Annotated in this window: 21 protein-coding genes, 5 pseudogenes and 1 other annotated feature; of the genes and pseudogenes, 8 read left to right on the plus strand and 18 right to left on the minus strand. The window is 61.7% G+C overall.

Going from position 1 to position 26,852, the window contains the following annotated elements; all coding sequences use genetic code 11:
• Positions 1-20 precede the first annotated feature (20 nt).
• Positions 21-1,460, minus strand: coding sequence for an aminotransferase-like domain-containing protein (locus HAP47_RS33840; RefSeq protein ID WP_173640857.1), 1,440 nt, complete (start codon positions 1,458-1,460; stop codon positions 21-23).
• Between the two features lie 170 nt (positions 1,461-1,630).
• Here HAP47_RS33840 and HAP47_RS33845 point away from each other — a divergent pair, with 170 nt between their 5' ends.
• Complete coding sequence (locus tag HAP47_RS33845) at positions 1,631-2,815, plus strand: NAD(P)/FAD-dependent oxidoreductase (RefSeq protein ID WP_173640856.1); 1,185 nt, start codon at positions 1,631-1,633, stop codon at positions 2,813-2,815.
• A 48-nt stretch (positions 2,816-2,863) separates the two neighbouring features.
• Positions 2,864-3,217, plus strand: a complete 354-nt coding sequence (locus HAP47_RS33850) for a non-heme iron oxygenase ferredoxin subunit (protein ID WP_231168548.1) — start codon at positions 2,864-2,866, stop codon at positions 3,215-3,217.
• A 30-nt stretch (positions 3,218-3,247) separates the two neighbouring features.
• Here HAP47_RS33850 and HAP47_RS33855 read toward each other — a convergent pair.
• The 3 genes and pseudogenes from HAP47_RS33855 to HAP47_RS33865 all read right to left on the minus strand — a co-directional run.
• A pseudogene (locus HAP47_RS33855) lies at positions 3,248-3,505 on the minus strand (TrbI/VirB10 family protein); the annotation flags it as partial.
• Positions 3,506-4,130: 625 nt separating this feature from the next.
• Positions 4,131-5,369 (minus strand): ABC transporter substrate-binding protein, encoded by a 1,239-nt coding sequence (locus tag HAP47_RS33860; protein ID WP_173640855.1) that lies wholly within the window; start codon positions 5,367-5,369, stop codon positions 4,131-4,133.
• Between the two features lie 31 nt (positions 5,370-5,400).
• Positions 5,401-7,089 carry an acyl-CoA dehydrogenase family protein gene (locus tag HAP47_RS33865; RefSeq protein WP_231168549.1) on the minus strand — a complete coding sequence of 563 codons (1,689 nt, stop codon included), beginning with the start codon at positions 7,087-7,089 and terminating at the stop codon, positions 5,401-5,403.
• Positions 7,090-7,233: 144 nt separating this feature from the next.
• On the opposite strand from HAP47_RS33865, the gene HAP47_RS33870 reads away from it, so the two are divergent.
• Positions 7,234-8,124, plus strand: a complete 891-nt coding sequence (locus HAP47_RS33870; RefSeq protein WP_173640854.1) for a LysR family transcriptional regulator — start codon at positions 7,234-7,236, stop codon at positions 8,122-8,124.
• A 10-nt stretch (positions 8,125-8,134) separates the two neighbouring features.
• Positions 8,135-8,323 (plus strand): annotated as a pseudogene (locus HAP47_RS33875) (aminotransferase class III-fold pyridoxal phosphate-dependent enzyme); the annotation flags it as partial.
• Positions 8,324-8,491: 168 nt separating this feature from the next.
• Here the strand turns inward: HAP47_RS33875 and HAP47_RS33880 are convergent.
• The 4 genes from HAP47_RS33880 to HAP47_RS33890 are packed head-to-tail and all read right to left on the minus strand — an operon-like array spanning position 8,492 to position 10,838.
• A complete protein-coding gene (locus HAP47_RS33880) occupies positions 8,492-8,842 on the minus strand; it encodes a hypothetical protein (RefSeq protein WP_173640853.1) in 351 nt (116 codons plus the stop codon).
• A gap of 3 nt (positions 8,843-8,845) precedes the next feature.
• Positions 8,846-10,354 (minus strand): MFS transporter, encoded by a 1,509-nt coding sequence (locus tag HAP47_RS33885; RefSeq protein ID WP_173640852.1) that lies wholly within the window; start codon positions 10,352-10,354, stop codon positions 8,846-8,848.
• On the minus strand, positions 10,351-10,473 hold the full coding sequence (locus HAP47_RS41400) for a heme-binding protein (protein WP_256459510.1): 123 nt from the start codon (positions 10,471-10,473) through the stop codon (positions 10,351-10,353). Before HAP47_RS41400 ends, HAP47_RS33885 begins: the two co-directional genes overlap by 4 nt.
• Positions 10,473-10,838 (minus strand): GlcG/HbpS family heme-binding protein, encoded by a 366-nt coding sequence (locus tag HAP47_RS33890; RefSeq protein ID WP_256459512.1) that lies wholly within the window; start codon positions 10,836-10,838, stop codon positions 10,473-10,475. The genes HAP47_RS41400 and HAP47_RS33890 overlap by 1 nt, the downstream gene beginning before the upstream one ends.
• 120 nt (positions 10,839-10,958) lie before the next feature.
• Here HAP47_RS33890 and HAP47_RS33895 point away from each other — a divergent pair, with 120 nt between their 5' ends.
• Positions 10,959-11,849, plus strand: coding sequence for a LysR family transcriptional regulator (locus tag HAP47_RS33895; RefSeq protein ID WP_173640851.1), 891 nt, complete (start codon positions 10,959-10,961; stop codon positions 11,847-11,849).
• A gap of 61 nt (positions 11,850-11,910) precedes the next feature.
• On the opposite strand, the gene HAP47_RS33900 is transcribed toward HAP47_RS33895, so the two are convergent.
• Positions 11,911-12,690, minus strand: coding sequence for an aldolase (locus tag HAP47_RS33900; protein ID WP_231168550.1), 780 nt, complete (start codon positions 12,688-12,690; stop codon positions 11,911-11,913).
• A gap of 146 nt (positions 12,691-12,836) precedes the next feature.
• Between HAP47_RS33900 and HAP47_RS33905 the strand changes: the two genes are divergently transcribed.
• Positions 12,837-14,120, plus strand: coding sequence for a tyrosine-type recombinase/integrase (locus HAP47_RS33905; RefSeq protein WP_231168552.1), 1,284 nt, complete (start codon positions 12,837-12,839; stop codon positions 14,118-14,120).
• Here HAP47_RS33905 and HAP47_RS33910 read toward each other — a convergent pair.
• The 4 genes from HAP47_RS33910 to HAP47_RS33925 all read right to left on the minus strand — a co-directional run bounded on the left by HAP47_RS33910 (position 14,117) and on the right by HAP47_RS33925 (position 17,270).
• Positions 14,117-14,820, minus strand: a protein-coding gene (locus HAP47_RS33910) for an IS5 family transposase (protein WP_371821831.1) whose coding sequence is annotated in 2 segments (ribosomal slippage) — positions 14,117-14,577 and positions 14,577-14,820 — 705 coding nt in all. Because the reading frame shifts where the segments join, the coding sequence is not laid out codon by codon here. The two genes, HAP47_RS33905 and HAP47_RS33910, sit on opposite strands and share 4 nt — an antisense overlap.
• Positions 14,821-15,008: 188 nt before the next feature.
• Entirely contained in the window at positions 15,009-15,773 is a 765-nt protein-coding gene (locus HAP47_RS33915; RefSeq protein WP_173640849.1) for an SDR family NAD(P)-dependent oxidoreductase, read from the minus strand.
• 41 nt (positions 15,774-15,814) lie between these two features.
• Positions 15,815-16,786, minus strand: a complete 972-nt coding sequence (locus HAP47_RS33920; RefSeq protein ID WP_173640848.1) for an aldo/keto reductase — start codon at positions 16,784-16,786, stop codon at positions 15,815-15,817.
• A gap of 88 nt (positions 16,787-16,874) precedes the next feature.
• A complete protein-coding gene (locus tag HAP47_RS33925; protein WP_173640847.1) occupies positions 16,875-17,270 on the minus strand; it encodes a (R)-mandelonitrile lyase in 396 nt (131 codons plus the stop codon).
• A gap of 295 nt (positions 17,271-17,565) precedes the next feature.
• On the opposite strand from HAP47_RS33925, the gene HAP47_RS33930 reads away from it, so the two are divergent.
• Positions 17,566-18,459, plus strand: coding sequence for a LysR family transcriptional regulator (locus tag HAP47_RS33930; protein WP_173640846.1), 894 nt, complete (start codon positions 17,566-17,568; stop codon positions 18,457-18,459).
• An 18-nt stretch (positions 18,460-18,477) separates the two neighbouring features.
• Here the strand turns inward: HAP47_RS33930 and HAP47_RS33935 are convergent, their stop codons facing one another.
• The 4 genes and pseudogenes from HAP47_RS33935 to HAP47_RS33950 form a co-directional block, all read right to left on the minus strand.
• The gene (locus HAP47_RS33935) at positions 18,478-19,113 is read right to left on the minus strand and encodes an SDR family oxidoreductase (RefSeq protein WP_173640845.1); all 636 of its coding nucleotides are present in this window, start codon (positions 19,111-19,113) and stop codon (positions 18,478-18,480) included.
• Positions 19,114-19,149: 36 nt separating this feature from the next.
• A complete protein-coding gene (locus HAP47_RS33940; RefSeq protein WP_224924248.1) occupies positions 19,150-19,401 on the minus strand; it encodes a transposase in 252 nt (83 codons plus the stop codon).
• A 167-nt stretch (positions 19,402-19,568) separates the two neighbouring features.
• Positions 19,569-20,111, minus strand: a pseudogene (locus HAP47_RS33945) (IS256 family transposase); the annotation flags it as partial.
• A gap of 205 nt (positions 20,112-20,316) precedes the next feature.
• Positions 20,317-24,273 (minus strand): Ulp1 family isopeptidase, encoded by a 3,957-nt coding sequence (locus HAP47_RS33950; protein ID WP_441299941.1) that lies wholly within the window; start codon positions 24,271-24,273, stop codon positions 20,317-20,319.
• Positions 24,274-24,861: 588 nt separating this feature from the next.
• Between HAP47_RS33950 and HAP47_RS33955 the strand changes: the two are divergent.
• Positions 24,862-26,092, plus strand: a pseudogene (locus HAP47_RS33955) (IS3 family transposase); the annotation flags it as partial.
• Positions 25,146-25,263 (plus strand) — a sequence feature (AL1L pseudoknot). It overlaps the preceding pseudogene by 118 nt.
• Positions 26,093-26,240: 148 nt before the next feature.
• On the opposite strand, the pseudogene HAP47_RS33960 reads toward HAP47_RS33955, so the two are convergent.
• A pseudogene (locus HAP47_RS33960) lies at positions 26,241-26,765 on the minus strand (ATP-binding protein); the annotation flags it as partial.
• Between the last annotated feature and the right edge of the window lie 87 nt (positions 26,766-26,852).

Raw genomic sequence — 26,852 nt, forward strand, 5'->3', positions numbered from 1 at the left:
GGATCAGTACAGTTGCCCGATCACGCCTCGAGGAACACCGCATCGGCCGGCCGCACCAGCGAGGCGATGGCACGGAGTTTGTCGATGCGCTGAGCGGTCCACTCGAAGGAAAAGTTCAGTGCCAGGAAATTGCGGAACGAGGCGGTCGGCGAAAACATCGGCCCCGGCGCCAGGCTGATATTGGTCTGCAATGCGCGCTGCGAGGCGGATATCGCATCGAACCCCTGCGGGCCTCGCACCCAGCAGGTAAATCCCCCGGACGGCCGCGATACGGCGCAGCCCTTGGGCAGGTGCTCCGCGATCAGGCCAAGCCCCCGCTGCATACGAAGCCGCAATGTGTCGCGAAGGTTCCGCAAGGCGCGATCGTAGTTCCCGGTGCTCATGTATTCGGCCGCCGAGCGCTGCATTAGCCCGTCACCGCCGAATAAGTTCGTGAAGAACTTCTGCTCCAGCAGCGCGGTATGAAACCGCTCGCTGATAATCCAGCTGATTCCGTAACCGGAGGGCGCAAGTCCGGGCAGACTTGAGAATTGAACCACATAGCCTTCGCTGTCGAAGGACTTCAGCGAGACCTCGGCTTCCTGCTGATACGACAGGCCGCCGAAAATATCGTTCTCGATGATCGGCACTTTCTTGCTGGTCGCGACCCTGATGATCGCCCGCATGGCGTCGTCGCTGTAAGTCACGCCCGTCGGGCAGTGGTTCACTGGCATGAGAAGACAGGCAGCAACCTGGTTGCGGTTCAGCAGATGACTAAACTGGTCCGGGTCGATCCCGGATATGGGATGAGAGTAGATTTCGAGCGCCAGCAGATGGCGCCGCTTCAGGGCGTCGAGCAGGGGGAAGAACGTCGGCGTCTCAACCAGCACGGTGTCGCCGGGCTTGGTCATTGCGCCGACACAGATGTCCAGCCCCTGCAGGCCACCTCCGGTCACGAGCACGTCGCTCGGCCGCACGATGATCCCGCGTTGGGTCGCGCGCCGGGCGATGATCTCGCGCAGCAGCGGGTCACCTTCCGGCGCATCCGTTTCCGGCGAGCGCTTCGGGTCGCGCAGCAGGACCTGACGCAGGATCTGATTAATCTTGCGGCGCGGGAACAGGTCATCGCTGGGATAGACCGCGCCGAAAGCTTCCAGCTCCTTGTTGTGCCAGGAGGCCATCACCTTGAAGTTCAGGCTATCGGAGGCCACGGGGGCACTTTTGGGTTTGGCCTTGACCGACGGCCCGTCGGAAAACGTTCCCAGCGACACCGGCATGCGCGCTACGTAGAAGCCCGCACGCGGCTTCGCCTTGACGATCCCCTCGCTCTCCAGCAGCGCATAGGCGTGATGCACCGTAACCATGCTGAAGCCGGTGCGTTTGCTCATCTCGCGGACCGACGGCAACCGCTCGTTCAGCTTGAGCGTGCCAACCTCGATCCGCTTGCAGATGTAGGATACGACCTGCTCATACCGACGCATGGAATCCCCAATCTATTGTACTGATCGCCATCAACGGCGATTGTCTCTATCAGAACAGATTGCGCCCCCTCAAGATGGCGATCAGTCGAGGTGGTTCGTCCGATCGCTGCGCCGCGTCCCATCGGGGCGGGCAGCGACCGGGCTCGTTTCATCATGTGTCTGGAGGGTGAATGCAGCGCTTTGTCGTCGTCGGGGGCGGAATTGCCGGCCATCGGGCCGCATGCGAGCTTCGCAAGCAGGCACCCGCCGCCTCGATCCAACTGATCAGCGATGAACCCGGCCTGCCCTATGATCGCCCGCCGCTGTCGAAAGACATCCTGATCGGTCGCAAGGAGGCCGAGGATATCGCCCTCAGCGGGACCGGATCCTATCGCGAGAACGGCATTCTGTACGTGCCGGAGACCCGCTGCATTGGCATCAATGCGCAAAGCCGGTTCGTCGTGACGGCGAGCGGAGAACAATTCCCGTATGACGGCCTGCTACTTGCCACCGGGTCGCGTCCCCGCAAACTCCCAACCGAGATCGTCGGCCAGGCGCGGATCAACTATCTGCGGACACTCCAGGACTCTCTCCGCCTGCGGAAGGATCTGGCGGCTGGACAGCACGTCGTGGTCATCGGCGGCGGGTTCATCGGGCTGGAGGTCGCGGCGGCGGCGACCAGCCGGGGATGCCGCGTGACCGTACTGGAAGCCCGAGACCGCGTCCTCGCGCGCGGCCTTCCCGGGATCGTCAGTCAGTGGGTGCACCGCCTGCATGCTGGCCAGGGGGTGTCGTTCAAGCTGTCGACGACGATCGAGACCATACAGGCCGACCGCGCCGGCGTGATCCTGGCCGGCCCGGACTGGGAGATGCATGCGGACGTCGTTGTTGCCGGCGTCGGAATCGAGCCAAACGTCCAGCTCGCTACCGCGGCCGGGCTCGACGTGGACGACGGGCTGGTTGTGGACCAGTTTTGCCGCACGTCGGACCCTCATATTTTCGGCGCCGGCGAAGTGACGTTTCACCCTTCCCTCGGCGCCCACCGGCGGATCGAATCCTGGAAGAATTCGGCAGACCAAGGCGTGGCCGCGGCGCGGGCGATGACCGGCAGCCCTGTTGCGTTCGACGCGATTCCGTGGCTCTGGTCCGACCAGTTCGACAGCAACATCCAGGCGATCGGCCTGCCGGAGCTCGCCGCACAACACGAAGTTCTTGGCGACCCTGCGTCGCACGCATGGACGCTTGTCAGTCTCGACGAGAGCGGAACCGTATTAGGTGGTATAGCCGTCAACCGCGGCCGCGATGCATCGATGCTGAAGCGGGCAGCGCGCAATAAGGATGACATCACGCGCATTCGCGCGCGGGCGCCAGCGTAATCGCACCCGGCACCACGAACGCCCCAGAAACGGACAGGATAGCGGGATATGGAGACGATGACGGATTTGGCTGGTACCTGGCACCCCGCGGGCGCACTCGGAAGCATCGCGCCTGGCGAAATGGCCGCGAAGGAAGCAGGAACGAGCCAGTTCGTCGTATACAACATCGATGGCGCGATTTTCGCCACCGACAATGTCTGCACCCATGCCTACGCTCTTCTATCCGACGGCTGGCTCGACGACGACGTGGTGGAATGCCCCCTCCACGGGGGACAGTTCAACGTCAAGACGGGCAAGGCCCTGTGCGACCCGCTCGACTGCGACCTGCGCATCTACGAAACACGGATTGTGGACGGCATGATCGAGGTTCTCCTGCCTGCGGACGGATCCGACGCGGCCTGAGGCGCGCGCTCATGGCGGAACGGGCGAAGTTGTCGACGCCAATACTTTGCTGGTCCGTGCCGCCTCGGTTTCCTGGTTGGCGCGTTGTCGTTCGGCGTCAAGACCAATCGGTATTGATGAGCCTTCCGCCCTAACGATGGGACGCCCCAAATCCCCAGGCAATGGTGGCCCAAGCCGGGGCGCGTCGCGGGGAATCCCAGCATAATCTCGCGGCAACGTTGTCAGGCTATCTGCCACGTTGTGATGATCTGTCCTGTAAAGCTCGTCCGCCGCCGGACTTGCTCGCCTTGTGGATGGCATGCGCGACGGTTATCACTGCAAAAGCGTCCGTGGGTGTAGGTCCAAGCGACGATACGACGGGTCGCGTGCTTCACAGTTCGCTCGCCTACTCGATATCTCTCGCCCAACAAAACCGTTTGACGAACTCATATGCAACTGAAAATGCGATATTTTCGATGCCCCCGAAGGCGTGAGTACACACCGCGGTACGGCTGAGGGACGCGCCCGACGACTCGGCGCGTCCAAGTTGAAGATGCTACAGAATTTGTCCGCGAGTTCGTTCGCAAGGCGCCTCGGAGATCATAGTTTGGTCGCTGGGGGATGTCGAAAGTGAGTGTCGTCTCGCGTATCGGAACAACAGTTGGTCCCACCAATCGCTCCGCGTCGCGTCCAGGATTGTGGTGTTTAATTGCTTCCTGAGCGAACTGCCCTCTCTCAAGGCGACAGCATAGCTCTGCCAGTCGAAGTAACTTTCCAAACGGATAAATACCCGACGCATCGCAGATTCAAGCTACAGCCAAGCGTTGAATGAACGGTGGATGATTTCCGCAACCCACCTAGCGCCTACCAAGGAAGCGGACGCGGGCCGTGTCCCACCAATTTGATCAAAGGTTCCCTACCTTGCTCTCCAATTCTATAAATGCATGAGGGGGCAGAGTTCCGCGGAAATTGGGCGGAAGGCCTGCTCGCCGGGCGTCGTCCGGACCAGCCGATACAGGTCCCAGGGGCTGGTCGATTCAGCCTTATTCTTCACTTGAAAGAGGTGCATGTCGTGAATCTTGCGGCCGTCCTCGCGGATGCGGCCGGGTCCGAAGGCGTCGTCGTCGGTAGGAATTTCTTTCATCTTGGCGACGAGCGCGCCGCCGCTAGCCTTGGCGACGTCCACCCCGGTGATCGCGACGGCCTTGAGGTAATGCAGCACGGCAGAGTAGCAACCGACCTGAATGGTGCAGGGCACCGCGCCCTTCATCTGGGCCGCGTAACGCGTCGATAACCGCCGGGTCCGATCATTCAGGTCCCAATAGAAGCCTTCAGTCAACATCAGGCCCTGAGCGACGTCGAGTCCTAGCGCTTTGATTTGCGGGATGAAGCAAAGAAGAGCCGCGAGCTTCACTTTGCCATTCGCGATGCCGAATTCGCCAGCCTGCTTGATCGCGTTGGAAGCGTCCGCACCCGCATTCGCGAAGGCTATCACCTCGGCGCGCGATGCCTGCGCTTGCAGGAGGAACGAGGCAAAATCCGTGGTCCCGGGAAACGGGTAACGCACCGACCCGAGCGACTTGCCGCCATGGGCTTCAATGATGCTGGTGGTATCGGCGACAAGCGCCGCTCCGAAAGCATAATCGGCCTGCACAAAAAACCAGGTCTTGCCGCCCTCGGCCAGCACCGCCTGTCCCGTCGAGGCCGCAAGGGCATAGGTGTCGAAGGCCCAATGGACGTGATTTGGGCTGCAGGCCTTGCCTGAAAGGTCCGAAGTGCCCGGATTCAGCAGCGCCACCTTGTTCTTCTGCCGCGCGACAAAGGCGACCGCAAGCGCGGCAGAGGAAACCGGCACGTCGATAATGGCGTCAACGCCTTCGCGGTCATACCACTTGGACGCAATCTCTGAGGCGACGTCGGGCTTGCCCTGCATATCGCCCGAGATCAGCTCGACCGGGATGCCAGGATTCATTTTGGCAAATTCCTCGACCGCCAGCTGCGCCGCGACAACCGAGCCCTCCCCGCTGTCATCCGCATAGGGTCCCGCCATGTCGGTCAAGACGCCGATCTTGATCGGCGCGAAAGCCGCGCGAACGCGGTGCGGCAACATCGAAGCCGACAGCGCGGCGGCGCTGCCCGCGAGAACCGCACGGCGATTCAGAAACTTCGTCATTGGAGTGCCTCCCAGAATCAATTTTTGTACTTCAGTTGATCGCGGCCGATTTCAGAACGATGTCGATCAGGTCGTTGTCGCACTGCGCAGCCAGCGGGTCGCGCGGCTGCAGACGGTGCTGCAGGACGAGGCAGGCCAGAGCCAGCCGGTGCGGCAGCTTTGCCTTTGCAGCTTCGCGGGCGAGCCCGATCGCGGTCGTGATGTGATAGAGCCCGGACGCGGCCTGCCGAGCCAAGGTCGCATTGTCGGTCGCGGCGACTTCGCGCGCCAAGCCGGTGGCTGCCTCGATGCAACGCTCGAACGGCGCCTGGCCAGCCACATCGAGACCGATCTCGCCGAGCATCTCGAGCAGGTGATCATGCAGCGGAGCGAGTGCGCCGTCGCGCGATATGGCCCTCATAACGTCGAGCGCCACGATGTTCGATGTCCCTTCCCATATCGAGCCGAGATGGGAGTCGCGAACCAGACGCGGATCGGACCATTCTTCGATGTAGCCGCATCCGCCACGGACCTCCATCGCATCGCCCGTCACCCGCCGCGCGTCGCGGCAGGCGCGGAACTTGATCAGCGGAGTCAGGATCCGCGCGAGCTGCGCGCCGGCAGCGTTGCCACCGTTGGCCCGATGCAGGGCGTCGGCCGTCAGGAACATCATGGTGCGGGCCTGTTCGGTCCACACCAGCATCTTGGCAAGCTGGCGACGCATCAGCGGCAGCTCGATGAGCCGGCGTCCGAAAGCCTCGCGGCGACCGGCAATGAAGAGCGCCTCCGTCGTCGCGCGGCGCATGAGTCCGGCCGCGCGCATGCCGTTGGACAGGCGCGAGTTGTTGATCATGTCGGCCATATGCTTGAAGCCGCGCCCGCGTTCGCCGACCAGATAGGCCTCGGCCCCGCCGAGGCAGACCTCGCCGCTCGCCATCGAACGCGTCCCGAGCTTGTCCTTCAAGCGGAGGATTCGAAAATCGTTGGGCAGCCCGTCGCTACGCGTCTTCGGAAGAAGGAAGAGCGATATGCCCTTCAGGCCCGGCGCTGTCTCGCTTCGCGCCAGCACCATCGCGAGGTCAGCGCCAGCGTTGGAGCAGAACCATTTGTCGCCGAACAGACGCCAGCTTCCGTTTGGCTGGAGTTCGGCGCGCGTGGTTGTCGCGCTGACGTCGGATCCGGCGGCCTGCTCGGTCATGAACATGGCGCCCTGGAACAATTCGTCGAAGTCGAGCGAGGTGAGCCTGTCGAAGAAGCGCGCGACCAGGCCGGGCTCGCCGAATTTGTTGAGCGTGCGCGTCAGCGAATCCGTCATCGAGACCGGGCAGCACAGCCCGAACTCGGCCTGTACGAACAGATAGGTCAGCGCATATTTCGCGGCCGCCGGCATCGGTTCGGGCCAGCCGAGCACCCCTCCCCTGTGCGACAGGGCGGCCAGACCGAATTCCGAATAGGCGATCCGTTCCAACTCCACATAGGCCGGGTGCTTTTCGACGACGTCACAGTCTTCGCCGGTGCGGTGCCGCGTCGACAGCGTCGGCGGGTTCTTGTCGGCAATATCTGCCAGCCGGTCCAGATGGTCGCCGGCCAGCGCGCCCAAACGGTCGAAATGAGGGGCAAGGTGGCTGAACAGGTCGTCCGGAAGGTAATACGCGAAAAGGGCAGCCGCGTCGCGATCTGCCCGGTAGAGGTTGGTGCCTCGCGAATCAGGAATTGCGGCCTTGATTGGAGTTTGCTGCACGACTGTTTCCCCGATTTACGCGGAACTAGTGGCATTTGAAATTGATACAGTCCAATATTGATTTTAGCCTTATCTATACACCAAATGTATTGATCTAGATTTGGCCCGAACGTCTTCCGGCAACCTGCCGAACTGGAATCCCGAATGGATCTGCGACAACTGCGATACTTCACCGTTCTGGCGGAGGAACTGCACTTCGGCCGCGCGGCAAAGCGGCTGGCGCTGTCCCAACCGCCTCTCAGTCACGCCATCCAGCAGCTTGAGGCTGAGCTTGGCGCCGCATTGTTTGAGCGAACCAGCCGGCATGTGAGCCTAACGCCCGCAGGAGCTGCGTTGCAGGAAGAAGCGAGGGCCATCCTGCAGCGAACCCACGATACAAGGGCGCACGTTCAAGCCATCGCGGCGGGAAAGCGCGGACGCCTGCGAATCGGCTTTGCCGGCTCGATGCTCTACCGCTCGCTACCAGAAATTCTCAAGGCTTTTCGGACCACCAATCCGAACATCGAGATCGCGCTTTCTGAAATGAACTCAGCCGAACAAATCCATGCGCTTGGCCGCGACGAGATCGACTTTGGCTTTATTCACTCTCGCGGACCGCCCACGGATCTCGCATCCCTTCTTTTTCTTTCGGAGCCCTTTGTCGCCTGCATTCCTGCCGACCATCCGAGGATGGCAAGCCGACTGACGCTTCATAAATTGCGCCACCAAGATTTCGTCCTGTTCTCGCGCGAGGTCTCGCCTGACTACTACAGCTCGATCGTGGCGCTCTGCGCAGAGGCAGGATTTCTTCCGCGCATCACCTACGAGGTTCGTCATTGGCTCGGCGTTGTGTCTCTCGTTGCACATGGGATGGGGGTCGCGCTGGTTCCCCGCAGCTTGGCCGATTGTGGGCTGACCGGCGCCGTATTTAAGCCTATCGGAAGCTCGACCATCTTGTCAGAAAGCTGGTGTGTTTGGCGTAACTCCAGCAGGGAAAGTATATTGTTGAGCGCACTTGTTGAGACCATACGGTCACTCAAACCGCGGCTCCGGTAAAGTCGCCCCGGATGCGCCTGTCGGCAACCTGTCATCGATCTGGATGGCGCAATATGCCGAATCGTCCCGCTACAACTGGATGCTGCAATTCTATCTGCGCGCCAAAGGGCTCGCGCTGAGCGGGGTCTGTACCGGGCGTTTCATCTTCAGCTTGAACTACACCGCAACCGACTTCGCCGAAGCGCGCCTGCGGGAAGTTGCTACGTGATTCGTTCCATGTGGACGCAGGCTGTGAGCCTGCGTCCATCAACGATCGCTTGTCCTGTCACGGCGGGAGACCATCGACGCAGCGCGGCGACTGAATAGGGCTGCCGCTGCCCAGGCTCATCAGTTGTTCGCCAGGAGAGGCGCGCGCGTCGTGTCGCTCTTACGGTTCGCAATCCGCGGAGGACTTCGCTTGTGAGATCGTCGCCTGCATGGCGCACGATGCGCGTGATGTTGTTTCGAAAGTCCAGGCGCCGGCGCTCATCTTCGCAAGTCCCGAAGAGCGCCTTCCATCGAAGATGGCAAGAGAACTGGCCGGTCTGATCGAGGGGGCGCGGTGCATGAACCTGCCCTCGGGCGGCACAATGTATGGATTGGGTGCCCGGACGACCTTGTTGCCGAACTCTCGGCCTTTCTTCAGTAGACGCAACGAGCCGGTGACACCCGGGGTGATGACACCACGCGGAATCTTGCCCGCGACTTTACCTGCAGGAACTTGGGCGACCCCGAGCATCAGTTACGCGTTCCGCATCAGCCGATGGACAGCCAAGGCCGAAAGCAGAGCGATGAGGCTCGCGGTCAACAGAGCCGCCGAGAAGCCGTCCGAGAGGGCGTTCCGCGCCTGTTCGATCGCAACGTCCCGCGCGGCGCCCGTCAATCCGGCAACGGCATACGGCAGATCGCCAGCGACGACAGCGTCAGCGAACCCTGAGGCTTGATGACAAGACTCCCGGCACCAGTCCGCGGTCAATGTGCTCCGCACGACGGTCGCCATAACGCCGCTGAGCATGGCGAAGCCCAGGAGGATGCCCGCGAAGCGCGAGGTCGTGCTGATACCGGAGGCCATGCCGGCGCGTTCGCGGGGAACGACGCTCATGATCGCTTTCTGCGTCTCGCCGTTGAGCAGGCCTCCGCCACTTCCAAGCACCAGCATTCCGCATGTGACGATCGGCCACGCGCCGAGATGCGCTCCCCAGCCCGTCAAGGCATTGCCGACGCCGACGATGATCAGACCAATGGCGAGGATGCCGGTCGAGGTGAGATGACGGCCGAGGAGTCTGCCGACATACGGGAACGCCAGCATGGCAAGCGCGAAGGGGAGCATAGCGAAGCCGGCTTCCAACGCGGTCCGCCCCAAACCGTTCTGAAGGAAAAGCGGCAGCATCGACGCCATAACCTGCGAGCAGGCAGCATATGCGAACATCGCCCAGACAGCGCCGACGAACCGGACATTCCGAAACAGCTGGAGATCGAGCATGGGCCGTTCCTGGACGCGCTCGGCGATGATGAAGGCGACGAGCGCCAGGCCTCCGCCAATGAAGCCCGTCATCGCACTCGGAGAGGCCCAGCCGTGCGCCTGACCGCTGATGAGCGCCCAGGTCAGTCCCAACATGGAAGCCGTGAAGGCCAGGATCCCGGGTGGGTCGAGTCGCCTCGCGTCGGCATCGCTGGATTCCGCGACGAACACGGCAGCAGCAATCGCAGACAACGCACAGATTGGCACGTTGATGTGGAATGCCCAGTGCCATCCGAGCGCAGAGGCGATCACGCCACCACTGATCGGTGCGAGGACCATAGTCAGGCCCATCATGGCGCCCCAGATTGCCCAAGCACGGTTGCGTTCAGCCTCGCCGTGGAAGCTGTGTCCGATGATCGCCAGCGCCGAAGCAAGCAGGAACGCTGCGCTAGCGCCTTGGAGAGCGCGGGCGAGGTAGAGCGCCGTCGCGGATGGTGCCAGGCCGCAAAGCAGGGATGTGACGGCGAAGGCGCCGGTACCGATCAGAAAGATGCGTCGCCGGCCGAACCGATCGGCGATCGCGCCGGCCGGCAGCAACAGCGAGGCGAAGCACAGAACATAGGTGCTGATCACCCACTCAACGTCGGCGAAACTCGCACGGAAATCGCGCGCAACTGTCGGTAGGACGATCGCGACGACGTTGGTATCGAGCACCGTCATCGCGCATCCGGTTGAGGCGGTGAGCAGAACGAAGAAGGGGCTGACGCTGCGGCGCTCTTCGCTGGTCATTTGTTAAGCGCGGCAACGCCGGCTTTTGCGATCTGCTCGTCGTGGTCGAGCGTGTCAGCCGACACGCCGATGGCGCCCGCGAAATGGCCACCGACCACAAATGGCAGGACACCTCGCATCAGGACGATGCGCGTGCGGTTAGTTCGGCGAGGCGCCTGCCGTTGATCGCGTCCACGAGCGCACCGCTTTCGCGGAAGAGCGCCGCGATACGCGCCTTGGCAGGGGCAAGCTCGACGCCATCGAGGACGACGGCATCGTCCATGTACTCGAGGAGGATAGGCAGCCCTTTGTTGTCGACGACGGAGATCACGCAGGGCCAACCTCCGGCGTTGGCCTTGGCCTCTGCCGCAATAACAGCGGTCCGGGCCGCTTCCAGTGACAGGGCAGGACGGCTCGGTAGTTCGACGGCGAGCGCGGGGCTGGCTAAGAGCGATGCGGCGATCGCAATGGCCAAAAGAGCAAGCGCGGCGGATCGAGGGGACATATTCATTCTCCGTCCGGTAACCGATAGCCACCGTTCAACCGGATTTTTGAACTTCTTTCATTCGCGATATTTTTGCCTATTATTAGGAAGTACCTAATTTTCCTGGGAGTGAATTCAGTTATGGAGTTGAGGCACCTTCGCTACTTCGTCGCGCTCGCCGAAGAACTTCATTTCGCCCGCGCCGCGGAACGGCTGAACATCGCTCCTCCGACACTGACGGTGCAGATCCAGGAGATTGAACGGACGTTGTCGGCCCGTCTTTTCGTCCGCACGAAACGCTCGGTGGCGCTGACTCCGGCAGGCGCAATCTTCCTGAGCGAGGCGAGGAACGTCCTCGAGCAGTTCGCCAAGGCCGAGAGCGTCGGGCGAAGGGCCGGCCGGGGCGAGATCGGCCGCGTGGAGATCGGCTACGTCGGATCGGCCGCGTACGCGGGAGTGCTTCAGGATCAGACAAGCCGATTTTCCCGCGCCTGGCCGGGCGTGCATCTCAATGCGCGCGAATTTCCAATGGAGGATCTGCCCCAGTTGATCGGCGAAGGTCAGGTAGACATCGGGTTCGTTCGTTTGCCGATGACGCTTCCGCATTCGTTGCGCCTCCATACCCTGCTGTGGGACTATTTCTGTCTGGCGCTCCCAGCCGGGCATAACCAGGCAGAGTGGACGGATACCGTGCGCTCCGGTCAGCTCGCGGGAGAGCCGTTCGTTGCGCCTGAACAGGAAGCTGGTACCTACGAGGTCGCGCGGCGGGGCCGGTTCACGCCACGCATCGTCTCGGCGCCGGGCAGCTTGCTCGCCGTGCTGACGCAGGTCTCCTTCGGCACCGGGGTTTCGGTCGTCCCCAGCATCGTGCGGAACGTCGTTCACCTGCCGAATGTCGTTTTCCGTCCTATCGCGGGAGAGCCAATATTGTCCGAGGTGGCTGCAGTATTCCGGGCCAACGAGACGTCTCCGGCGGTCAGAAACTTCATCCAACAGACCCGGGAGTCGCCGCAGCGCCGGCTTTCACCCTGAAGGATCGGAGCAACCCGCGAAGCTGAATCCGTCGCTCGGCCCAGCCATCGGAGTTCATCGGCTACTCCGAGCTGCTCGAAAAGCATTCCTCCGAACAGCCAGTTAGCCGGTCCGAATTTCGGCGCATGTCTACGGCTCCTCTGTCGGCCTGCCGACACCAATAGTCGAAGGTGGCGTTCACGATGGACGGCTTAAGCAAGTAGTCGTGCGCCTCCTTGGCAAGGACAGGATCTACCTGCACCAATGGCCCGAAAACTCGCGCGCGGATCTGCATTCTGGCGGCACGCTCGAGGTAGACGGACAGATAGGTCGCCTCTTCGATTGTCTTTCCTACCGTCAGATAGCCGTGATGTGCCAAGATGATCGCGCGCTTATCGCCTAACGCTTCCGAGATGATGACGCCCTCATCGTCCGCAATGGGGACGCCCGGCCAATCACTCAAGAATGCACAATCGTCGTGTAGCGGCGTCATGTCCATTTGCGAGACAACCAAGGGCTGTCTTGCAGCCGCCAAGGCCGATGCCCACGGAGAATGCGTATGAATGATCGAATTGACGTCAGGGCGGGCGTCGTAGACCCATAGATGAAAACGGGTTGCCGGGTTCGCCATTCCGGTGCCGGTCAGGGTATTGAGGTCGCGATCGACTTCGATGAAATCGTGCGGCGTTGCCTCGTCGAAACCCAGTCCGAAACGGAGCGTCCAATAGGCACCCACTCGCTTCGAGCGGAAACTGATCTGACCGGCCAATCCAGCTTCCTGACCCGTTAAGGCCAGAATTCTGCATGAATATGACAAGGTTTCGTTGTCCGCGCGCTGGGTTACCTTGAGATGCTCAGACAAAACAAGAGCTCCGCCGGCATTACGATATTCCCGCCGTTTTCGCGAAAATCTCATTATTATCAATAGTTAAGCCCGCCGCGCCTCGCCTTAACTGCGCTCCAATTGGGGTTATGGTGGTAGCTATATGGTAGCTACAGAGGCGATCGATGGCGGTCTCAAGTATAACGATTCGCGCAGTACAAGCGCTCAAGTCAGGCGAAGCTATTTGGGACGCAGACCACCGCCAAGCGGTGCGGGGTTTTGGCGTTCGGCGTCAACGTGACCAGGCGACCTACGTCCTCAAGTACCGAATGTTCGGCCGGCAGCGCTTTGTTACCATCGGTCCTCATGGCGCCCCCTGGACGCCCGAGCTTGCACGCAGGGAAGCCAAGCGGCTTTTGGGCCTGGTTGCCGATGGCGAAGACCCGGCGGACGAGAAGGCCAAGGCCCGCATGCAGGCGGCCGACACCCTCCGGGTGATCGCAAATCAATATCTCCGGAACGCCAAACAAAGGTTGAGGCCCGGGACCTATGCGGGAATAGAACGGTACCTGTTGGTCAGTTGGAAACCTTTGCATCCTGTCTCGGTCTTCCAGATCACCCGGGGTCATATCTCGGCTCGTATCGCTGACATCGCATCACGTCATGGAAAGGTCTCAGCGGCCCGCGCCCGTACAGCCCTGTCCTCAATGTTCAACTGGGCAATACGCGAGGGCCTCGATATCGCCGCGAACCCGGTTCTCGGCACTAACCGACCTGCGCAACCGGGAAGCCGCGAACGGGTCCTCACGGAGACGGAGCTATCAGTCATCTGGCACGCCTGTGGCGATGACGATTACGGGCGCATTGTGCGTTTGTTGCTGGTCACAGCCCAACGCCGCGATGAAGTGGGCAGCATGCAATGGGCCGAACTTAATACCTCTTCGGGGATCTGGACGCTGCCAAGCGCCCGGACCAAGAACCATCGCGAGCACTCCCTCCCGCTGGTTCCCGCCGCCTTGGCCCTACTCCCGCCCCGCCGAACCGGCCGAGACTTCCTCTTCGGTGACGGACCCCGACGCAGCGGTGACCCACACCGTGGGTTCTCCGGCTGGTCAAAGTCGAAGGCCGCGCTTGACGAGCGCATCGCCGAGGCCCTAGGCGAACCCCTGCCCCATTGGACGGTTCACGATCTCCGGAGATCGGCGTCCACGGTGATGGCCGACCGGCTTGGCGTGTTGCCGCACGTCGTGGAAGCAATCCTAAACCATGTCAGCGGCCACAGGGCCGGCGTCGCCGGGGTATATAACCGCGCTCGGTATGCAACCGAAATGCGCAAGGCGCTTCAGCGCTGGGCGGAACACGTTACGGCCTTGTTGGCCCAAAAGCCGGCACATGTTGACAATGTGATAGCGGGCGCCGCGCTCTCTGATCTTAGATGTCTCCACGAGGCTGTCGGGATCCACTCCTAGGACGCGGACTCATTAAGGCGCAGCCATAGCCTGATTGACGCGAGTTGAACGAAGGCAAGGTAGTTGGCAGCAAGCCTGTCGTAGCGCGTTGCGACCCGACGACATTGTTTGATCCTGTTGAAGAACCGCTCGACCCGGTTGCGAGCGCGGTAGAGATAGGGGCTGAAGCAGATCGGGTCGCTGCGATTACTTTTCGGCGGGATGTTGGCCCATGCGCCTTTCTTCATGGCGAGTTCTCTGATCCAGTCGGCATCGTAGCCGCGGTCGGCAAGCATCGACCCGGATTTCAGGCGAGACAGCAGCCTTCCGGCAAGTCTAACGTCGTGGGCCTCACCGGGGCTCAGCGCCAGCCGTACTGGCAGACCATTGCTATCGACCACCGCATGAATCTTGCTCGTCAAGCCGCCGCGTGACCTTCCTGTCAATTGGCGCTTGTTCTTTGTGATGCAGGCTCCATCTGATGCACGCGGACAATGGAGGTGTCGATCATCTGGACAGTGGCATCATGGGCAGAGGCAAGTGCGTCAATGATGCGGCCCCAGACACCGGCCCGCCGCCAGCGGATGAAACGGTTGTAGCAAGTCGTGTATGGGCCAAACGCCTCCGGCAGGTCACGCCAGGGCGCTCCCGATCGCAAGACCCAGAAGATGCCATTGAGGACACGACGGTCATTTACCCGAGGAACGCCACGCGGCTTGATGGCAGCCCATTCCTAGTCGGCGAGTTCGTAGCGCATGATTCGAGCCCCCAGTTTGGGAACTTGAATCACAGTGGCCTGGCCGTCCGCAACGCTTCTGGGCCGGCGCCGGTCGGGCATTACGGGCAGAAGCGGATGGCAACCTGCAGATCGCCTGCTGAATCCCTCGAAAATGACTCTCAGCGACTTTGTCAGCGCATTATGAAGCCGCCGTCCACGGAGATCGACTGGCCGGTGACGTAGCTGGCGGCGTCGCTGCAGAGCCAGAGGACCGCATTTGCAATCTCCTCGGGCCGGCCGACCCGTCCCATCGGAATGCTCTTTTCCATGGCCTTGAGCTCGTCGCCTTGTCCGGCCGCAACCATTTGATCGGACATCGGCGTCCGGATAAGTCCGGGGCAAACGGCGTTGATACGGATGCCCCGAGCCGCATATTCCAGAGCCGCGCTCTTGGTGAATCCGACTACCCCATGTTTTGCGGCGTGGTAGATGCCGCGCTCGGCGCCGCCGATGAGTCCACCAAGCGATGAGCAATTGACTATGGCCCCGCTTCCCTGTTCGCGCATCCGACGCAACTCGAACTTCATGCAGCTCCATTCGCCACGAAGATTGATGCCCATGACGCGGTCGTAATCCTCGCGGGTCGTGTCGGCCGTCTCGGCCAGAACGTTCTGGACTCCCGCGTTGTTATAGGCCGCGTCGAGCCTTCCGAAGGCTGCGACCGTCTCCGCGACCATGGCTTCGACCTGCGCGTCATCCGAGACGTCGCACCGAATACCTATGGCCTTATGGCCCTGCGCGATCAGTTCGTCGACCGCAGCGTGCGTTGCCCTCTCGTTCCAGTCGGCGAGCGCGACGGAGGCTCCCGATTCCGCGAAAGCCTTTGCCGTGGCGTGGCCCAAACCGGACGCCGCGCCCGTCACTAGCGCGACCTTTCCTTCGAATGAGATCTTCATGGTAGCTCTCCTGTATGTTCGTCGTTCCGGCACGCGTGCAGTCAGCGCTGCGCGCGCTCGGCTTCTGCCGGCGGGTAGCGGTCGCCTACGATTTTGATCTTCGCGGCGGCGGCATCCATGTTGCGGATGTCCTCGCGCGTAAGCTCGATCGCGGCCGCGCCGATGTTCTCATCGAGGCGGCCGAGCTTGGTCGTGCCGGGGATCGGGACGATCCACGGCTTCTGCGCCAGCAGCCAGGCCAGCGCGATCTGCGCAGGCGTGGCGCGCTTCTGCGCGCCGATCCGTTCCAGCAAATCGACCACAGCACGGTTAGCCTTGCGCGCCTCGGGAGTGAAGCGCGGCAGGCTCGCGCGGTTATCGTTGCCACCGAACGAGGTGGTCTCGTCGATCTTGCCTGTCAGAAATCCCCGTCCGAGGGGACTGAAGGGGACGAAGCCGATCCCCAGCTCGCCGCAGACCGGCAGCACCTCCTTCTCGGGCTGGCGCCACCAGAGCGAATATTCGCTCTGGACCGCCGCGACCCGCTGCACGGCATGGGCGCGGCGGATGGTCGAGGCGCCAGCCTCGCTCAGGCCGAAGTGCTTGACCTTGCCTTGGGCGATGAGATCCCTCACCGCGCCGGCGACGTCCTCGATCGGAACGTCGGGATCGACCCGATGCTGGTACAGCAGGTCGATCGCCTCGACCCGCAGCCGCTTCAACGAGCCTTCGACGGCCTGTCGTATGCGTTCGGGGCGACTGTCGAGCCCGTCGGTATCAAGGTCGTGGCCGAACTTGGTGGCGATGACGACGTCCCTCCGGAACGGCTCCAGCGCCTCGCCTACGAGTTCCTCGTTCGTGAACGGGCCGTAGACCTCGGCGGTGTCGAAGAAGGTGACGCCGCGCTCGACAGCGGCCCGGACGAGCGCGATCATGTCGGCGCGGTTCGGAGCGGGACCCCGATGGTAGTTGAGGCCCATGCAGCCCAGGCCGATGGCCGAGACGGTAAGATCGCCAAGCTTGCGCGTTTGCATGCTAAATCTCCTTGTTTGACGGTCGCCCCCGCGGCCCGCGGCCGATTCGCTCGGACGCGTCGACGCAGCGAGGTGTCCGCGCACAGGGTCACTTGTGGTATTGCTCGTCGCTGACCTTTTCCATCCACTCGACATTCTTGCCGTCGAGCGATTCCGTGATGGCGATGTGCGTCATCGCATTCGTCGGTGTCGCGCCATGCCAATGCTTCTCGCCAGGCGGAAACCAGACGACATCGCCGGGGCGGATTTCCTCGACCGGGCTACCCTCGCTCTGCACCCAGCCAAGTCCGGTCGTGACGATGAGAGTCTGGCCGAGCGGGTGGGTGTGCCACATGGTTCGGGCACCTGCCTCAAAGGTCACTTGACCGCCGCTGATGCGTGTCGGGTCGCCCACCTGAAACAGCGGATCCACCCGGACGCTACCGCTGAACCATGCTTCGGGACCTTTGCCGGACGGCCGCGAGCCGTTGCGTTTGATGTCCATCGTTCCATACCTTCCATTGTTGACTGTCGCAGCGCGTGCAAAGGCCGCAGGCGTTGGTATCAGCGTCGCCAATGCGGCACCGGCCCAGAGAACGCTCCTTCGGGTGAAGGCATGCTGCGCCGGCGTCGGGGCGCTTCCGCAAAGCCGTAAGAGCGTGTGCGCCCTGTCCATCGGACGAACTCCGTCGCGTCGCGGGGGGGGGGGCCGCTTCGGTAATCGCTGCTCCTAATTTAGCGCGCGCATCTATAGGGATTAGACGCTATAATCGGGATGGACCTATCAACAGGATCGATAAATGCGGCGTGGCAATCTCGACGATCTCTCGGTCTTTCTCGTCGTCGCCCAGGAGGGGAGTTTCACAAAGGCAGCGGCGAAACTAGGCGTGTCGCAGTCGGCGCTCAGCTACACCATCAAGGAGCTCGAAGCCCGTCTCAAGCTGCGCCTGCTGACGCGGACTACGCGGAGCGTGTCGCCCACGGCTGCCGGCGAGCGCCTTCTGCGAAACGTCAGCCCGAGGATAGAGGAGATCGAAGGGGAGCTCGCGGCCCTGAGCGACCTTCGGGAAAAACCCTCGGGCACGATCCGCATCACGGCCACCGAATATGCCACCGACGCCGTACTCCTGCCGAAGCTCGCGAAGCTGCTTCGCGAAAATTCGGACATCAAGGTCGAGATCGTCAGCGATTACGGGCTGACGGATATCGTCGCGCAGCGCTTCGATGCCGGGGTGCGGGACGGCGAGCAGGTGGCGAAGGACATGATCGCCGTTCGCATCGGACCGGATGCACGCATGGCCGTGGTCGGCGCTCCGTCCTATTTCAAAAATCAGCCCGTACCGAAGAAGCCGCAAGACTTGGTTGAGCACAATTGCATCAATCTGCGTCTGCCCACCCATGGTGGCTTATACGCCTGGGAGTTCGGCAAGGGCTCACGCGCACTGAAAGTTCGCGTCGAAGGCCAACTGTTCTTCAGCACCACGACCCAGATGTTCCACGCCGCGCTCGCAGGTTTGGGATTGGCCTATCTGCCGGAGGGTCTGGTGCAACCACACATCAACAAGGGCCGGCTTAAACGGGTGCTTGACGACTGGTGCCCTCCGTATCCGGGCTACCATCTGTACTATCCCAGCCGGCGCCAACCCTCTGCGGCCTTTGCGCTGTTGGTAGAGGCGCTCCGGCATCGTCCCTGATGTGGGCGATCCCACAGTTCAACGTATGGTATAGCCGCCATCCACGGCGAGCGCGTGACCGACCATGAAACTTGCTTCTGAGCTGCACAACCAGAGCACGGCGCTTGCGATCTCTTCGGGGCGGCCAAGCCGGCCGATGGGAACGTTCTGCAGCATCGCGTTGAGGGCGTCTGCCTGAGTGGCCATCATCTTGTCTAACATTGCCGTATGGATGATACCCGGGCATACCGCATTGATGCGAATGCCCCTTGCGGCGTAGTCGAGCGCTGCGCTTTTCGTGAGCCCCAACACCCCGTGCTTCGAGGCCTGGTATGTTCCGCGTTTGGGGCCGGCGACCAAGCCGCCGATGGAAGAGCAGTTGACGATTGCACCGTTAGCCTGCTTGAGCATCTGTCGGAGCTCGAATTTCATGCAACTCCATACGCCGCGCAGATTGATCGAAATCACTCGGTCAAAATCCTCCCGTGTGGACTCGGCAGCTTCCACCGCGACATTCTGGACGCCGGCATTGTTGTAGGCGGCATCAAGCCTGCCGAAGACAGGGGCGGCCGGTAGACCCCGGAGCGCGCGATGCCAAGCAACAGGCATTGCCGACGGGATCGACAGCGCCTTGTCCGCGCGATCGAGCATTCCTCGACGGTCCGGCGTGCTCATCTTCCGAACCTCCGCGCTAAAAATCGCGCTCGACCGTCAGTTGTCCAATCTTGGCGTGCAGCTTCTCGATCTCGCGTTCGCGCGTTTCCTCGCTCTCGCGCCCGGCACCCACATCAAAGTCCGCGCCGCCTGGTCCAGCAGTTGCTTCTTCCAGGCATAGATCTGGTTCGGGTGAACCTCATAGCGCTGGGCCAGATCGGCCACCGTCGCCTGCTCCCGCACGGCTTCCAGCGCAATCTTTGCCTTCAGTGCCGCGTCGATCTTGCGTCTCGTCTTCGTCGTCATCATGCCCTCCGTGTATCAAACGGAGCGGCCCTTTTCCAACTGACCTCTGGTCCCAAAATCGGGGTCCATTTCACTCGCGCCCCCGGGCGACATCAAATCGGAATGGTGGGCGAGATCATCTCGGAATCCTGGGCGAGATCAAATCGGTACACCCGGGCGAGATCATCGGAATCCGCACCGAGATGCAGCCCGTCGATTTGGACCACCAGAAGGTCGAGCGTGGACAGATCGGCAGCCATGAAGTCAGCCAGCCGCACCGCCGACAGCGCTACGAACCTCCGCGAGGCCGCCGACTTCGAAACCCCCGATCCGGGCGGTACCGGCACGTCACCCTCGGGCAGCCGGACGGCGCGGCCGAACCGGCGCGTCGACACATTGATCAGCATCAGGTTCATCGCCCCGCGACCGAGCCAATCCTCCTGCGCCGCCGTTTCCCAGCTCGGGATCGTGACCTCGCCGCCATCCACGCCCCGGACCCGCGGGCGCTCGACCTCGATCTTGCCGCCGTGGAAGCCGATCCGTCCCCGCGTTCGGCCCAAGGTGCGTCCGCCGCGCCGCCTCGCGATCGTGGCGCGGCCCGCCACAACATCCGCCTCCATCATCGTGCCGAGCGCCTCGATCCCTGCCGCAAGGCAGAACCGATCGAAGCTCGCCCGCACTTCTGCAAACGCTTCGTCCACCGCCCCGGTCGCCGGCCAACCAGCCGGTGTGATATCTCTATCATGGCGTTGCTCTTCTTTGTGGAATCAGCACCCCGAGCCTACCGGCTCAAGGTGGGCAACGCCGACCTCTTCAGAAATTCAACAGAACCCGGGACATCCCCGAATCACAAGTGATACTTTCGATTCAAGATTTCGCGGATCAGCGCGAGTCGGCGAAATTATGGGTAATTGAAAGCTTCGTCGTATGCGTACGACATCAGCCCCTGAGTCGGTTCTGCAGCGCCTGCCGATTGGCAACGAGGCTGCTGAGGTTCAGCAGGTGTGGTGCTCGTCCTTGCTCCAATTGCCTAACCAGCGCCCGCGTGCCGTCCACCACGAAGACGCCGCAATCATAAGTGTTCAGCTGCTGGGTCATGCCGCGTGACTCCAGGCGGGCGCCCAGCCTTGCTGCGAGCTCTGCTGCGGGCGTGTTGTTGTATTCCCCCATGGAGTCGTAGCGATAGGCAACCGGCCTTTCGCGGTCGCGGCGATCAACAAACAGCAACGACCAATGGGTGCCGGGGAGATTCGTAGCACGGGCATTGTTCACTGGCAGGAACAGGAAGTCGGCTGTGTCGTCACCATTCTGATCATGGACGATGCGCTGGAATGCGCGTAGCATTTCGCTCTCGGTGCCCAAGCGCAGGCTAACAAGGGTTATGAGAGGATCCACGAACCGCGTCCGGGCGGCGAGATTCGGATTGTTCCCCCCCAACTCTTGCGCCAGGAGCTGGTAATCTCTCAGGACATGCTCGTCGCCCAGCCATTCCGTGTCCTCGAGCACCAGCCCGCGGCCGTGAGGCGAGGCTGTCGGACCTAAAGCCCCGATCTGAGCATCGTAGGAGGTGCTCGGAAACGCCGGCACAGAATTAACATCGTCGCGTGATTCAGACGGCGTGGCCGCAGTCAGATCAACCAATGGAGGACCGCCGTAGGTGCTTGAGCGAGCCCCGGCAGCCTGCGCTGGCTCAAAGTGAGCATCGTCGCGCAACTCGGACGGTGTCGGCGCATTCAGAGCAAGAAATGGCTCAAGACCAGCGTAGATGTCTGAGGGAGCCCTGGTAGAGTGCGCTGGCGCAAAGTGAGCGTCGTCGCCCAACTCGGACGGTGTCGGCGCATTCAGAGCAAGAAATGGCTCAAGACCAGCGTAGGTGCTTGAACGAGCCCTGGCAGCCTGCGCTGGCGATGCTTCCAGCATCGGCCACATACTCCAATCAAAGTTGAGCGGCATCTGCGGCGACCAGGTTGAGGCGGACCAGGCAGGTTCCTGCTGTCCAGCTTGGACTATGTCCTGCGCCTGCTCCGGGGGAACCCCGGGCCACGGTGGGCCGTCTTCCACCATCAAACGCAGATCCTGATTATAACCTTCCGGGAGGACCAATGGCCGACTGACAGCTCGCTGCAGCGCCGTGGCATCTTGGTACCCACTCCCCTGCATCGTCGGCTGCGCCTGCCATGGCGATGCACCCAGTTGATGGGTGGGGGCCGACGTCAGCAGGCGACCGCCTGAAGCGACGATCTCGCTCAGTTGCCGCTCAATGGCAACGCCGTGCAGATTGTCTAGGGTCCTCGGCCTCTTCGCTGGCCTCAATTCAGCTGTGTCATGCTCATCGTTGATGAGGACCTCCTTGCTTGGCAGGAGGTTGCTCTTGGCAAGTGCACCGATCGGCTCGTCCGGGAACTGCTGGCGGTCGGAGCCCCAATTCAAGGGAAGAATGGACTCTCCGGGATCCGATGACTGGTCATGGCGCGCGGCTGGCTCAAGAAGAGATGACGACGGGCCGGGTTCGTCCATCAGCTCCCAAAGCAAATCCTGATCGTAGCCTTCTACAGGAAGCAGCTCCTTTGGCCAACTGCCCGCGTCCTGCGACGCGCTGTGCTGCGCAGCGGCGCCGCCGGCGGGCATCGGCTCCATCAGTGCCGCGTCTTCGGGATCAGGACCGGGGGAAATATGGCGCTCGAGCTCCATCGCTTTAGCGCCGGCCTGCGATTTTCGGAGATGGGTCAGTGCGGCACCGATCCGCCTATTACCACCGGCGTCCTTATAGTCCTCGACATCTCCATCCAACGCCTTGCCGGAAAGCCGAGCAGCAATGCCCTTCTTGTTGTTTTCACGCAGGTAGTCACTGAAACTGCTAAGGGCAAATGCATAGGTACTGGCGGTACCTGTCGTTGCTTCGTTTTTGTACTCCTTGATGAGAGCCGCGTCCTGGGGATAAGAATTCAGCTTAGCGCGGTCTGCGATCGGCACGATTCCGCCCGTCGACTGCGAGGTCCGGAGATGATCTATTGCCGTAAGGAGTCTCGTGGGATTACCCTTTCCGAAGAACTCGCGCGCATCAACAGTCAACGACTCGTCGTCGAGCCGAGCAGCAATGGACTTTTTGTTATTTGCGAAGAGCCAGCGGCCAAAGCTGAGAAGGCGATTTACATTGTACTTGGCAGTGGTTTCGGTGGCCCCGCCCTTGATGAGGGCCTCCTCAAGCCCCGAAATAAGGGGAGCGTCCTCGGAATAAAGAGACTGCTTCCTGCGAACCCCAGTTGATCGAGCCGGCTGCAGCGCCGAGGACGACGGGCCGGGTTCGTCCATCAGCCCCAAAACCAAATCCTGATCGTGGGCTTCCGCAGGAAGCTTCTCTGGCCAACTGAAAGCTCGCTGCGACGCGTTGTGCCGCGCAGCGGCGTCGCCGACCCGCCTCGTCTCCATCAGGGCCGCGTCTTCGGGATCAGGAAAGGGGGAAATATGGCGCTCGAGCTCCATCGCCTTAGCGCCGGCCGACGATTTTCGGAGATAGGCCAGCGCGGCACCGATCCGCCTATTACCACCGGCGTCCTTCTTATAATCCTCGACATCTCCATCCAACGCCTTGCCGGAAAGCCGAACAGCAATGCCCGGCTTGTTGTTTTCACGCAGGTAGTCACTGAAACTGCTAAGGGTAAATGCATAGGTAATGGCGGTACCTGTCGCTGCTTCGTTTTTGTACTCTTTGATGAGAGCCGCGTCCTGGGGATAAGGATTCAGCTTAGCGCGGTCTGCGATCGGCACGATTCCGCCTGTCGACTGCGAGGTCCGGAGATGACCTATTGCCGTAAGGAGTCTCGTGGGGTTACCCTTTCCGAAGAACTCGCGCGCATCAACGGTCAACGACTCGTCGTTAAGCCGAGCAGCAATGGACTCTTTGTTATTTGCGACAAGCCAGCGGCCAAAGCTGCGAAGGGGCCATACATTGGCCTTGGCGGTGATTTCGGTGGCCCCGCCCTTGATGAGGGCCTTCTCAAGCCCCGAAATAAGGGGACCGTCCTCGGAATAAAGAGGCTGCTTCCTGCGAACCCCAGTTGATCGAGCCGGCTGCAGCGCCGAGTGCGACGGACCGGGTTCGTCCATCAGCCCCAAAACCAAATCCTGATCGTAGCCTTCTGCAGGAAGCTCCTCTGGCCGACTGAAAGCTCGCTGCGACGCGCTGTGCTCCGCAGCGGCGTCGCTGACCCGCCTCGGCTCCATCAGGGCCGCGCGTTCGGGATCAGGAAAGGGGGAAATATGGCGCTCAAGCTCCATCGCCTTAGCGCCGGCCGACGATTTTCGGAGATGGGTCAGTGCGGCACCGATCCGCCTATTACCACCGGCGTCCTTCTTATAGTCTCCGACATCTCCATCCAACGCCTTGCCGGAAAGCCGAGCAGCAATGCCCTTCTTGTTGTTTTCACGCAGGTAGTCACTGAAACTGCTAAGGGCAAATGCATAGGTACTGGCGGTACCTGTCGTTGCTTCGTTTTTGTACTCTTTGATGAGAGCCGCGTCCTGGGGATAAGGATTCAGCTTAGCGCGGTCTGCGATCGGCACGATTCCGCCCGTCGACTGCGAGGTCCGGAGATGACCTATTGCCGTAAGGAGTCTCGTGGGATTACCCTTTCCGAAGAACTCGCACGCATCAACGGTCAACGACTCGTCGTCGAGCCGAGCAGCAATGGCCTGCTTTTTGTTTTCAAAGAGCCAGCGGCCCAATCTGAGAAGATGACCTACATTCTCCTTGGCAGTGCGTTCGGCAGCCCCCCCTTTGATGAAGGCCTCCTCAAGCTCCAAAATAAGGTCAGCATCTTGGGAATAAAGAGGACGCCTACGGGTACCGTAAACCTCTGTTGACTGGCCAGGCTGCAGCGCCGAGGCGCCTGGCATCGGCCCGCCGCCTTTACCCTGCGACGCTGGAGGGCATTCGCGCCCGCTCGCCTGCATGATGGGCTGCGCCTCCGATGGCGATGCGGCGACTTGATGGGGGGGGGTCTGCATCAGCACACGATCACCTGGACGGGTGATCTCGCTTAGCTGCCGCTCAAAGGCCGCCGCGTCTGTCGACGGGGACACCGGTGCAGTCTCTTGCTGGGCGGCGCTGTTCGATTGTTGCTGCAATCGGCTAGTTGAGGTGAAATCCATCCGTTCTCACTTTCGAAGATATAGGCGCATCAGAGCTCGGTTTGGATCTCATGCGCGGGGCAATCGAGACGGCAGCGCGGCGACCAAATCCACAGCACAGAATGTGCTCTCAACGTTGGATCCAGCAACAAACCAGCGTGGATCCGAACCGTCCGCGCCGCAGGCAGTCGGACACTCGGATGTTCTTCCCCACAATTTTTGCTATGAGAGGAAGCTGTCGAGTACCTGACGAGCGCTGTGGGACGACGTAAAAAATTGGCTCTGACTCACTTTTGTTGCAGTCTGAACCGCCCCGGGTTTGCCGGAGGCTCCAACTCCCGAGAGGATGGAGCCATGACGAGCAAGACGACGAACAAGTTTTCACCCGAGGTTCGGGCCCGTGCGGTTCGGATGGTTCCGGATCACGCCAGCGAGCACCCTTCGCGGTGGGCGGCGGTGAGATCGATTGCCGCCAAGATTGGCTGCACACCGCAGACGCTACATGACTGGGTCAAGAAGGTCGAGATCGACAGCGGGCAGCGGACCGGCGTTCCGACGGAGATGGCCGAGAAGCTGAGGGCCCTGGAACGGGAGAACCGTGAGCTTCGACAGGCCAACGAGATCCTGCGCAAGGCGAGCGCTTATCTTGCGATGGCGGAGCTCGACCGCCGGTCCAAGCCATGATCGCCTTCATTGACGATCATCGTGGGGCGCATGGGGTCGAGCCGATCTGTCAGGTGTTGCCTGATCGCCCCCTCGACCTACCACGCCCATGTGGCCAAACGGCGCGATCCCGCCAGGCTGTCGACGTGCGCCAAGCCGGACGCCGCCCTGAAGATCGAGGTTCGGCGCGCCTTCGATCAAAACTTTTCCCTCTACGGCGTGCGCAAGGTCTGGCGCCAGCTCAAGCGCGAAGGCTTCGATGTTGCCCGTTGCACAGTGTCGCGACTTATGCGGAACATGGGTTTGCAAGGGTGATCCACGGCAAACCCATCAAGACCACGATCAGCGACAAGGCTGCGCCACGCCTGCTGGATCACGTCAATCGCCCGTTCAAGGCGCCAAGGCCGAACGTTCTCTGGCTCTCCGACTTCACCTATGTCGCGACCTGGACGGGTTTTGTCTACGTCGCCTTTGTCATCGACGCCTATGCCCGCAGGATTGTGGGCTGGCGAGCCTCGCGCGCGGCGCATGCAGCTTCGTGCTCGATGCGCTGGAGCAGGCACTGCAAGATCGACGGCCGGTCCATCGTGGCGGGCTCGTGCACCACAGCGACAGAGGCAGCCAATACGTATCCATTAAGTACATCGAGCGCTTGGCTGAAGCTGGTGTGGGGCCTTCTGTCGGCAGCCTCGGAGATTCCTATGACAATGCTCTCACCGAAACCATCAACGGTCTCTACAAGGCCGAGGTGATCCCGCGCGGCCCATGGCGCAGCTTCGAGGCCGTCGAGATTGCGACATGCGACCTGGAATGGGTGGATTGGTTCAACAACCGACGGCTCCTCGAGCCCATCGGCAACATACCGCCGGCCGAAGCCGAGAAACGCTACTACGCCATGCTGGAACAATCCGCCATGGCGGCAGAACTTAAACTAAATGGCCTCCGGCAAACCCGGGGCGGTTTTGTATCACAGGAGTTTGGCGGTCTGACGCGCCTCGCCTCCACGTGGGCGTATTCGGATACCGAGCGCCTATCGTTTATAACGCGACAATCAGGATGGGAGCGGCGCGTCAATCAAGATGAGACGAGGCGGCCGAGTCAGGAGATAATTGACGCTGGCCGCCGTCGAGTTCGTTGGGGGTAGTGTGAACAGGCGGCCGGCCTGGACCGCGTCTGCGATCGAGGGCAACTTTTCGATGGTAACTTTCGACGTTCATCTCGAGGATCGTGGCGTGGTGGACCAAACGATCGATGGCAGCCAACGTCATTGCCTGGTCCGGGAAGATACGCCCCCATTCGCCAAATGGCTGATTGGCCGTGATCAGCAGCGAGCGTCGTTCGTAGCGGGCGGCGATCAACTCGAACAGCACACTGGTTTCCGGCTGATCCTTGCTCACATATGTGATGTCGTCGAGGATCAGGAGGTCATAGCGATCGAGTTTGGCGATCGCGGACTCCAGCGCCAGCTCGCGCCGCGCGACCTGCAGCCGTTGCACCAGATCGGTGGTGCGCGCGAAGAGAACGCGCCAACCGTTCTCGACGAGAGCCAGGCCGATCGCCGTGCCGAGATGGGTCTTGCCGCCGCCAGGCGGGCCAGCGTCATAATGCCGGGTGTCTGGGATCTGAGGTTGAGATCCTCTACCCATTTCATCCGCGATGTGGAGCGTTAGTCGTCGTTGTCG

Source organism: Bradyrhizobium sp. 41S5, assembly GCF_011516665.3.
GTDB classification, from domain to species: domain Bacteria; phylum Pseudomonadota; class Alphaproteobacteria; order Rhizobiales; family Xanthobacteraceae; genus Bradyrhizobium; species Bradyrhizobium quebecense.

Coding starts and splice junctions, on each gene's coding strand:
- HAP47_RS33840 (WP_173640857.1), bottom strand. CDS start 1,460: ATGCGTCGGTATGAGCAGGTCGTATCCTACATCTGCAAGCGGATCGAG.
- HAP47_RS33845 (WP_173640856.1), top strand. CDS start 1,631: ATGCAGCGCTTTGTCGTCGTCGGGGGCGGAATTGCCGGCCATCGGGCC.
- HAP47_RS33850 (WP_231168548.1), top strand. CDS start 2,864: ATGGAGACGATGACGGATTTGGCTGGTACCTGGCACCCCGCGGGCGCA.
- HAP47_RS33860 (WP_173640855.1), bottom strand. CDS start 5,369: ATGACGAAGTTTCTGAATCGCCGTGCGGTTCTCGCGGGCAGCGCCGCC.
- HAP47_RS33870 (WP_173640854.1), top strand. CDS start 7,234: ATGGATCTGCGACAACTGCGATACTTCACCGTTCTGGCGGAGGAACTG.
- HAP47_RS33880 (WP_173640853.1), bottom strand. CDS start 8,842: ATGCTCGGGGTCGCCCAAGTTCCTGCAGGTAAAGTCGCGGGCAAGATT.
- HAP47_RS33885 (WP_173640852.1), bottom strand. CDS start 10,354: ATGACCAGCGAAGAGCGCCGCAGCGTCAGCCCCTTCTTCGTTCTGCTC.
- HAP47_RS41400 (WP_256459510.1), bottom strand. CDS start 10,473: ATGCGAGGTGTCCTGCCATTTGTGGTCGGTGGCCATTTCGCGGGCGCC.
- HAP47_RS33890 (WP_256459512.1), bottom strand. CDS start 10,838: ATGTCCCCTCGATCCGCCGCGCTTGCTCTTTTGGCCATTGCGATCGCC.
- HAP47_RS33895 (WP_173640851.1), top strand. CDS start 10,959: ATGGAGTTGAGGCACCTTCGCTACTTCGTCGCGCTCGCCGAAGAACTT.
- HAP47_RS33905 (WP_231168552.1), top strand. CDS start 12,837: ATGGCGGTCTCAAGTATAACGATTCGCGCAGTACAAGCGCTCAAGTCA.
- HAP47_RS33915 (WP_173640849.1), bottom strand. CDS start 15,773: ATGAAGATCTCATTCGAAGGAAAGGTCGCGCTAGTGACGGGCGCGGCG.
- HAP47_RS33920 (WP_173640848.1), bottom strand. CDS start 16,786: ATGCAAACGCGCAAGCTTGGCGATCTTACCGTCTCGGCCATCGGCCTG.
- HAP47_RS33925 (WP_173640847.1), bottom strand. CDS start 17,270: ATGGACATCAAACGCAACGGCTCGCGGCCGTCCGGCAAAGGTCCCGAA.
- HAP47_RS33930 (WP_173640846.1), top strand. CDS start 17,566: ATGCGGCGTGGCAATCTCGACGATCTCTCGGTCTTTCTCGTCGTCGCC.
- HAP47_RS33935 (WP_173640845.1), bottom strand. CDS start 19,113: ATGAGCACGCCGGACCGTCGAGGAATGCTCGATCGCGCGGACAAGGCG.
- HAP47_RS33940 (WP_224924248.1), bottom strand. CDS start 19,401: ATGATGACGACGAAGACGAGACGCAAGATCGACGCGGCACTGAAGGCA.
- HAP47_RS33950 (WP_441299941.1), bottom strand. CDS start 24,273: ATGCCAGGCGCCTCGGCGCTGCAGCCTGGCCAGTCAACAGAGGTTTAC.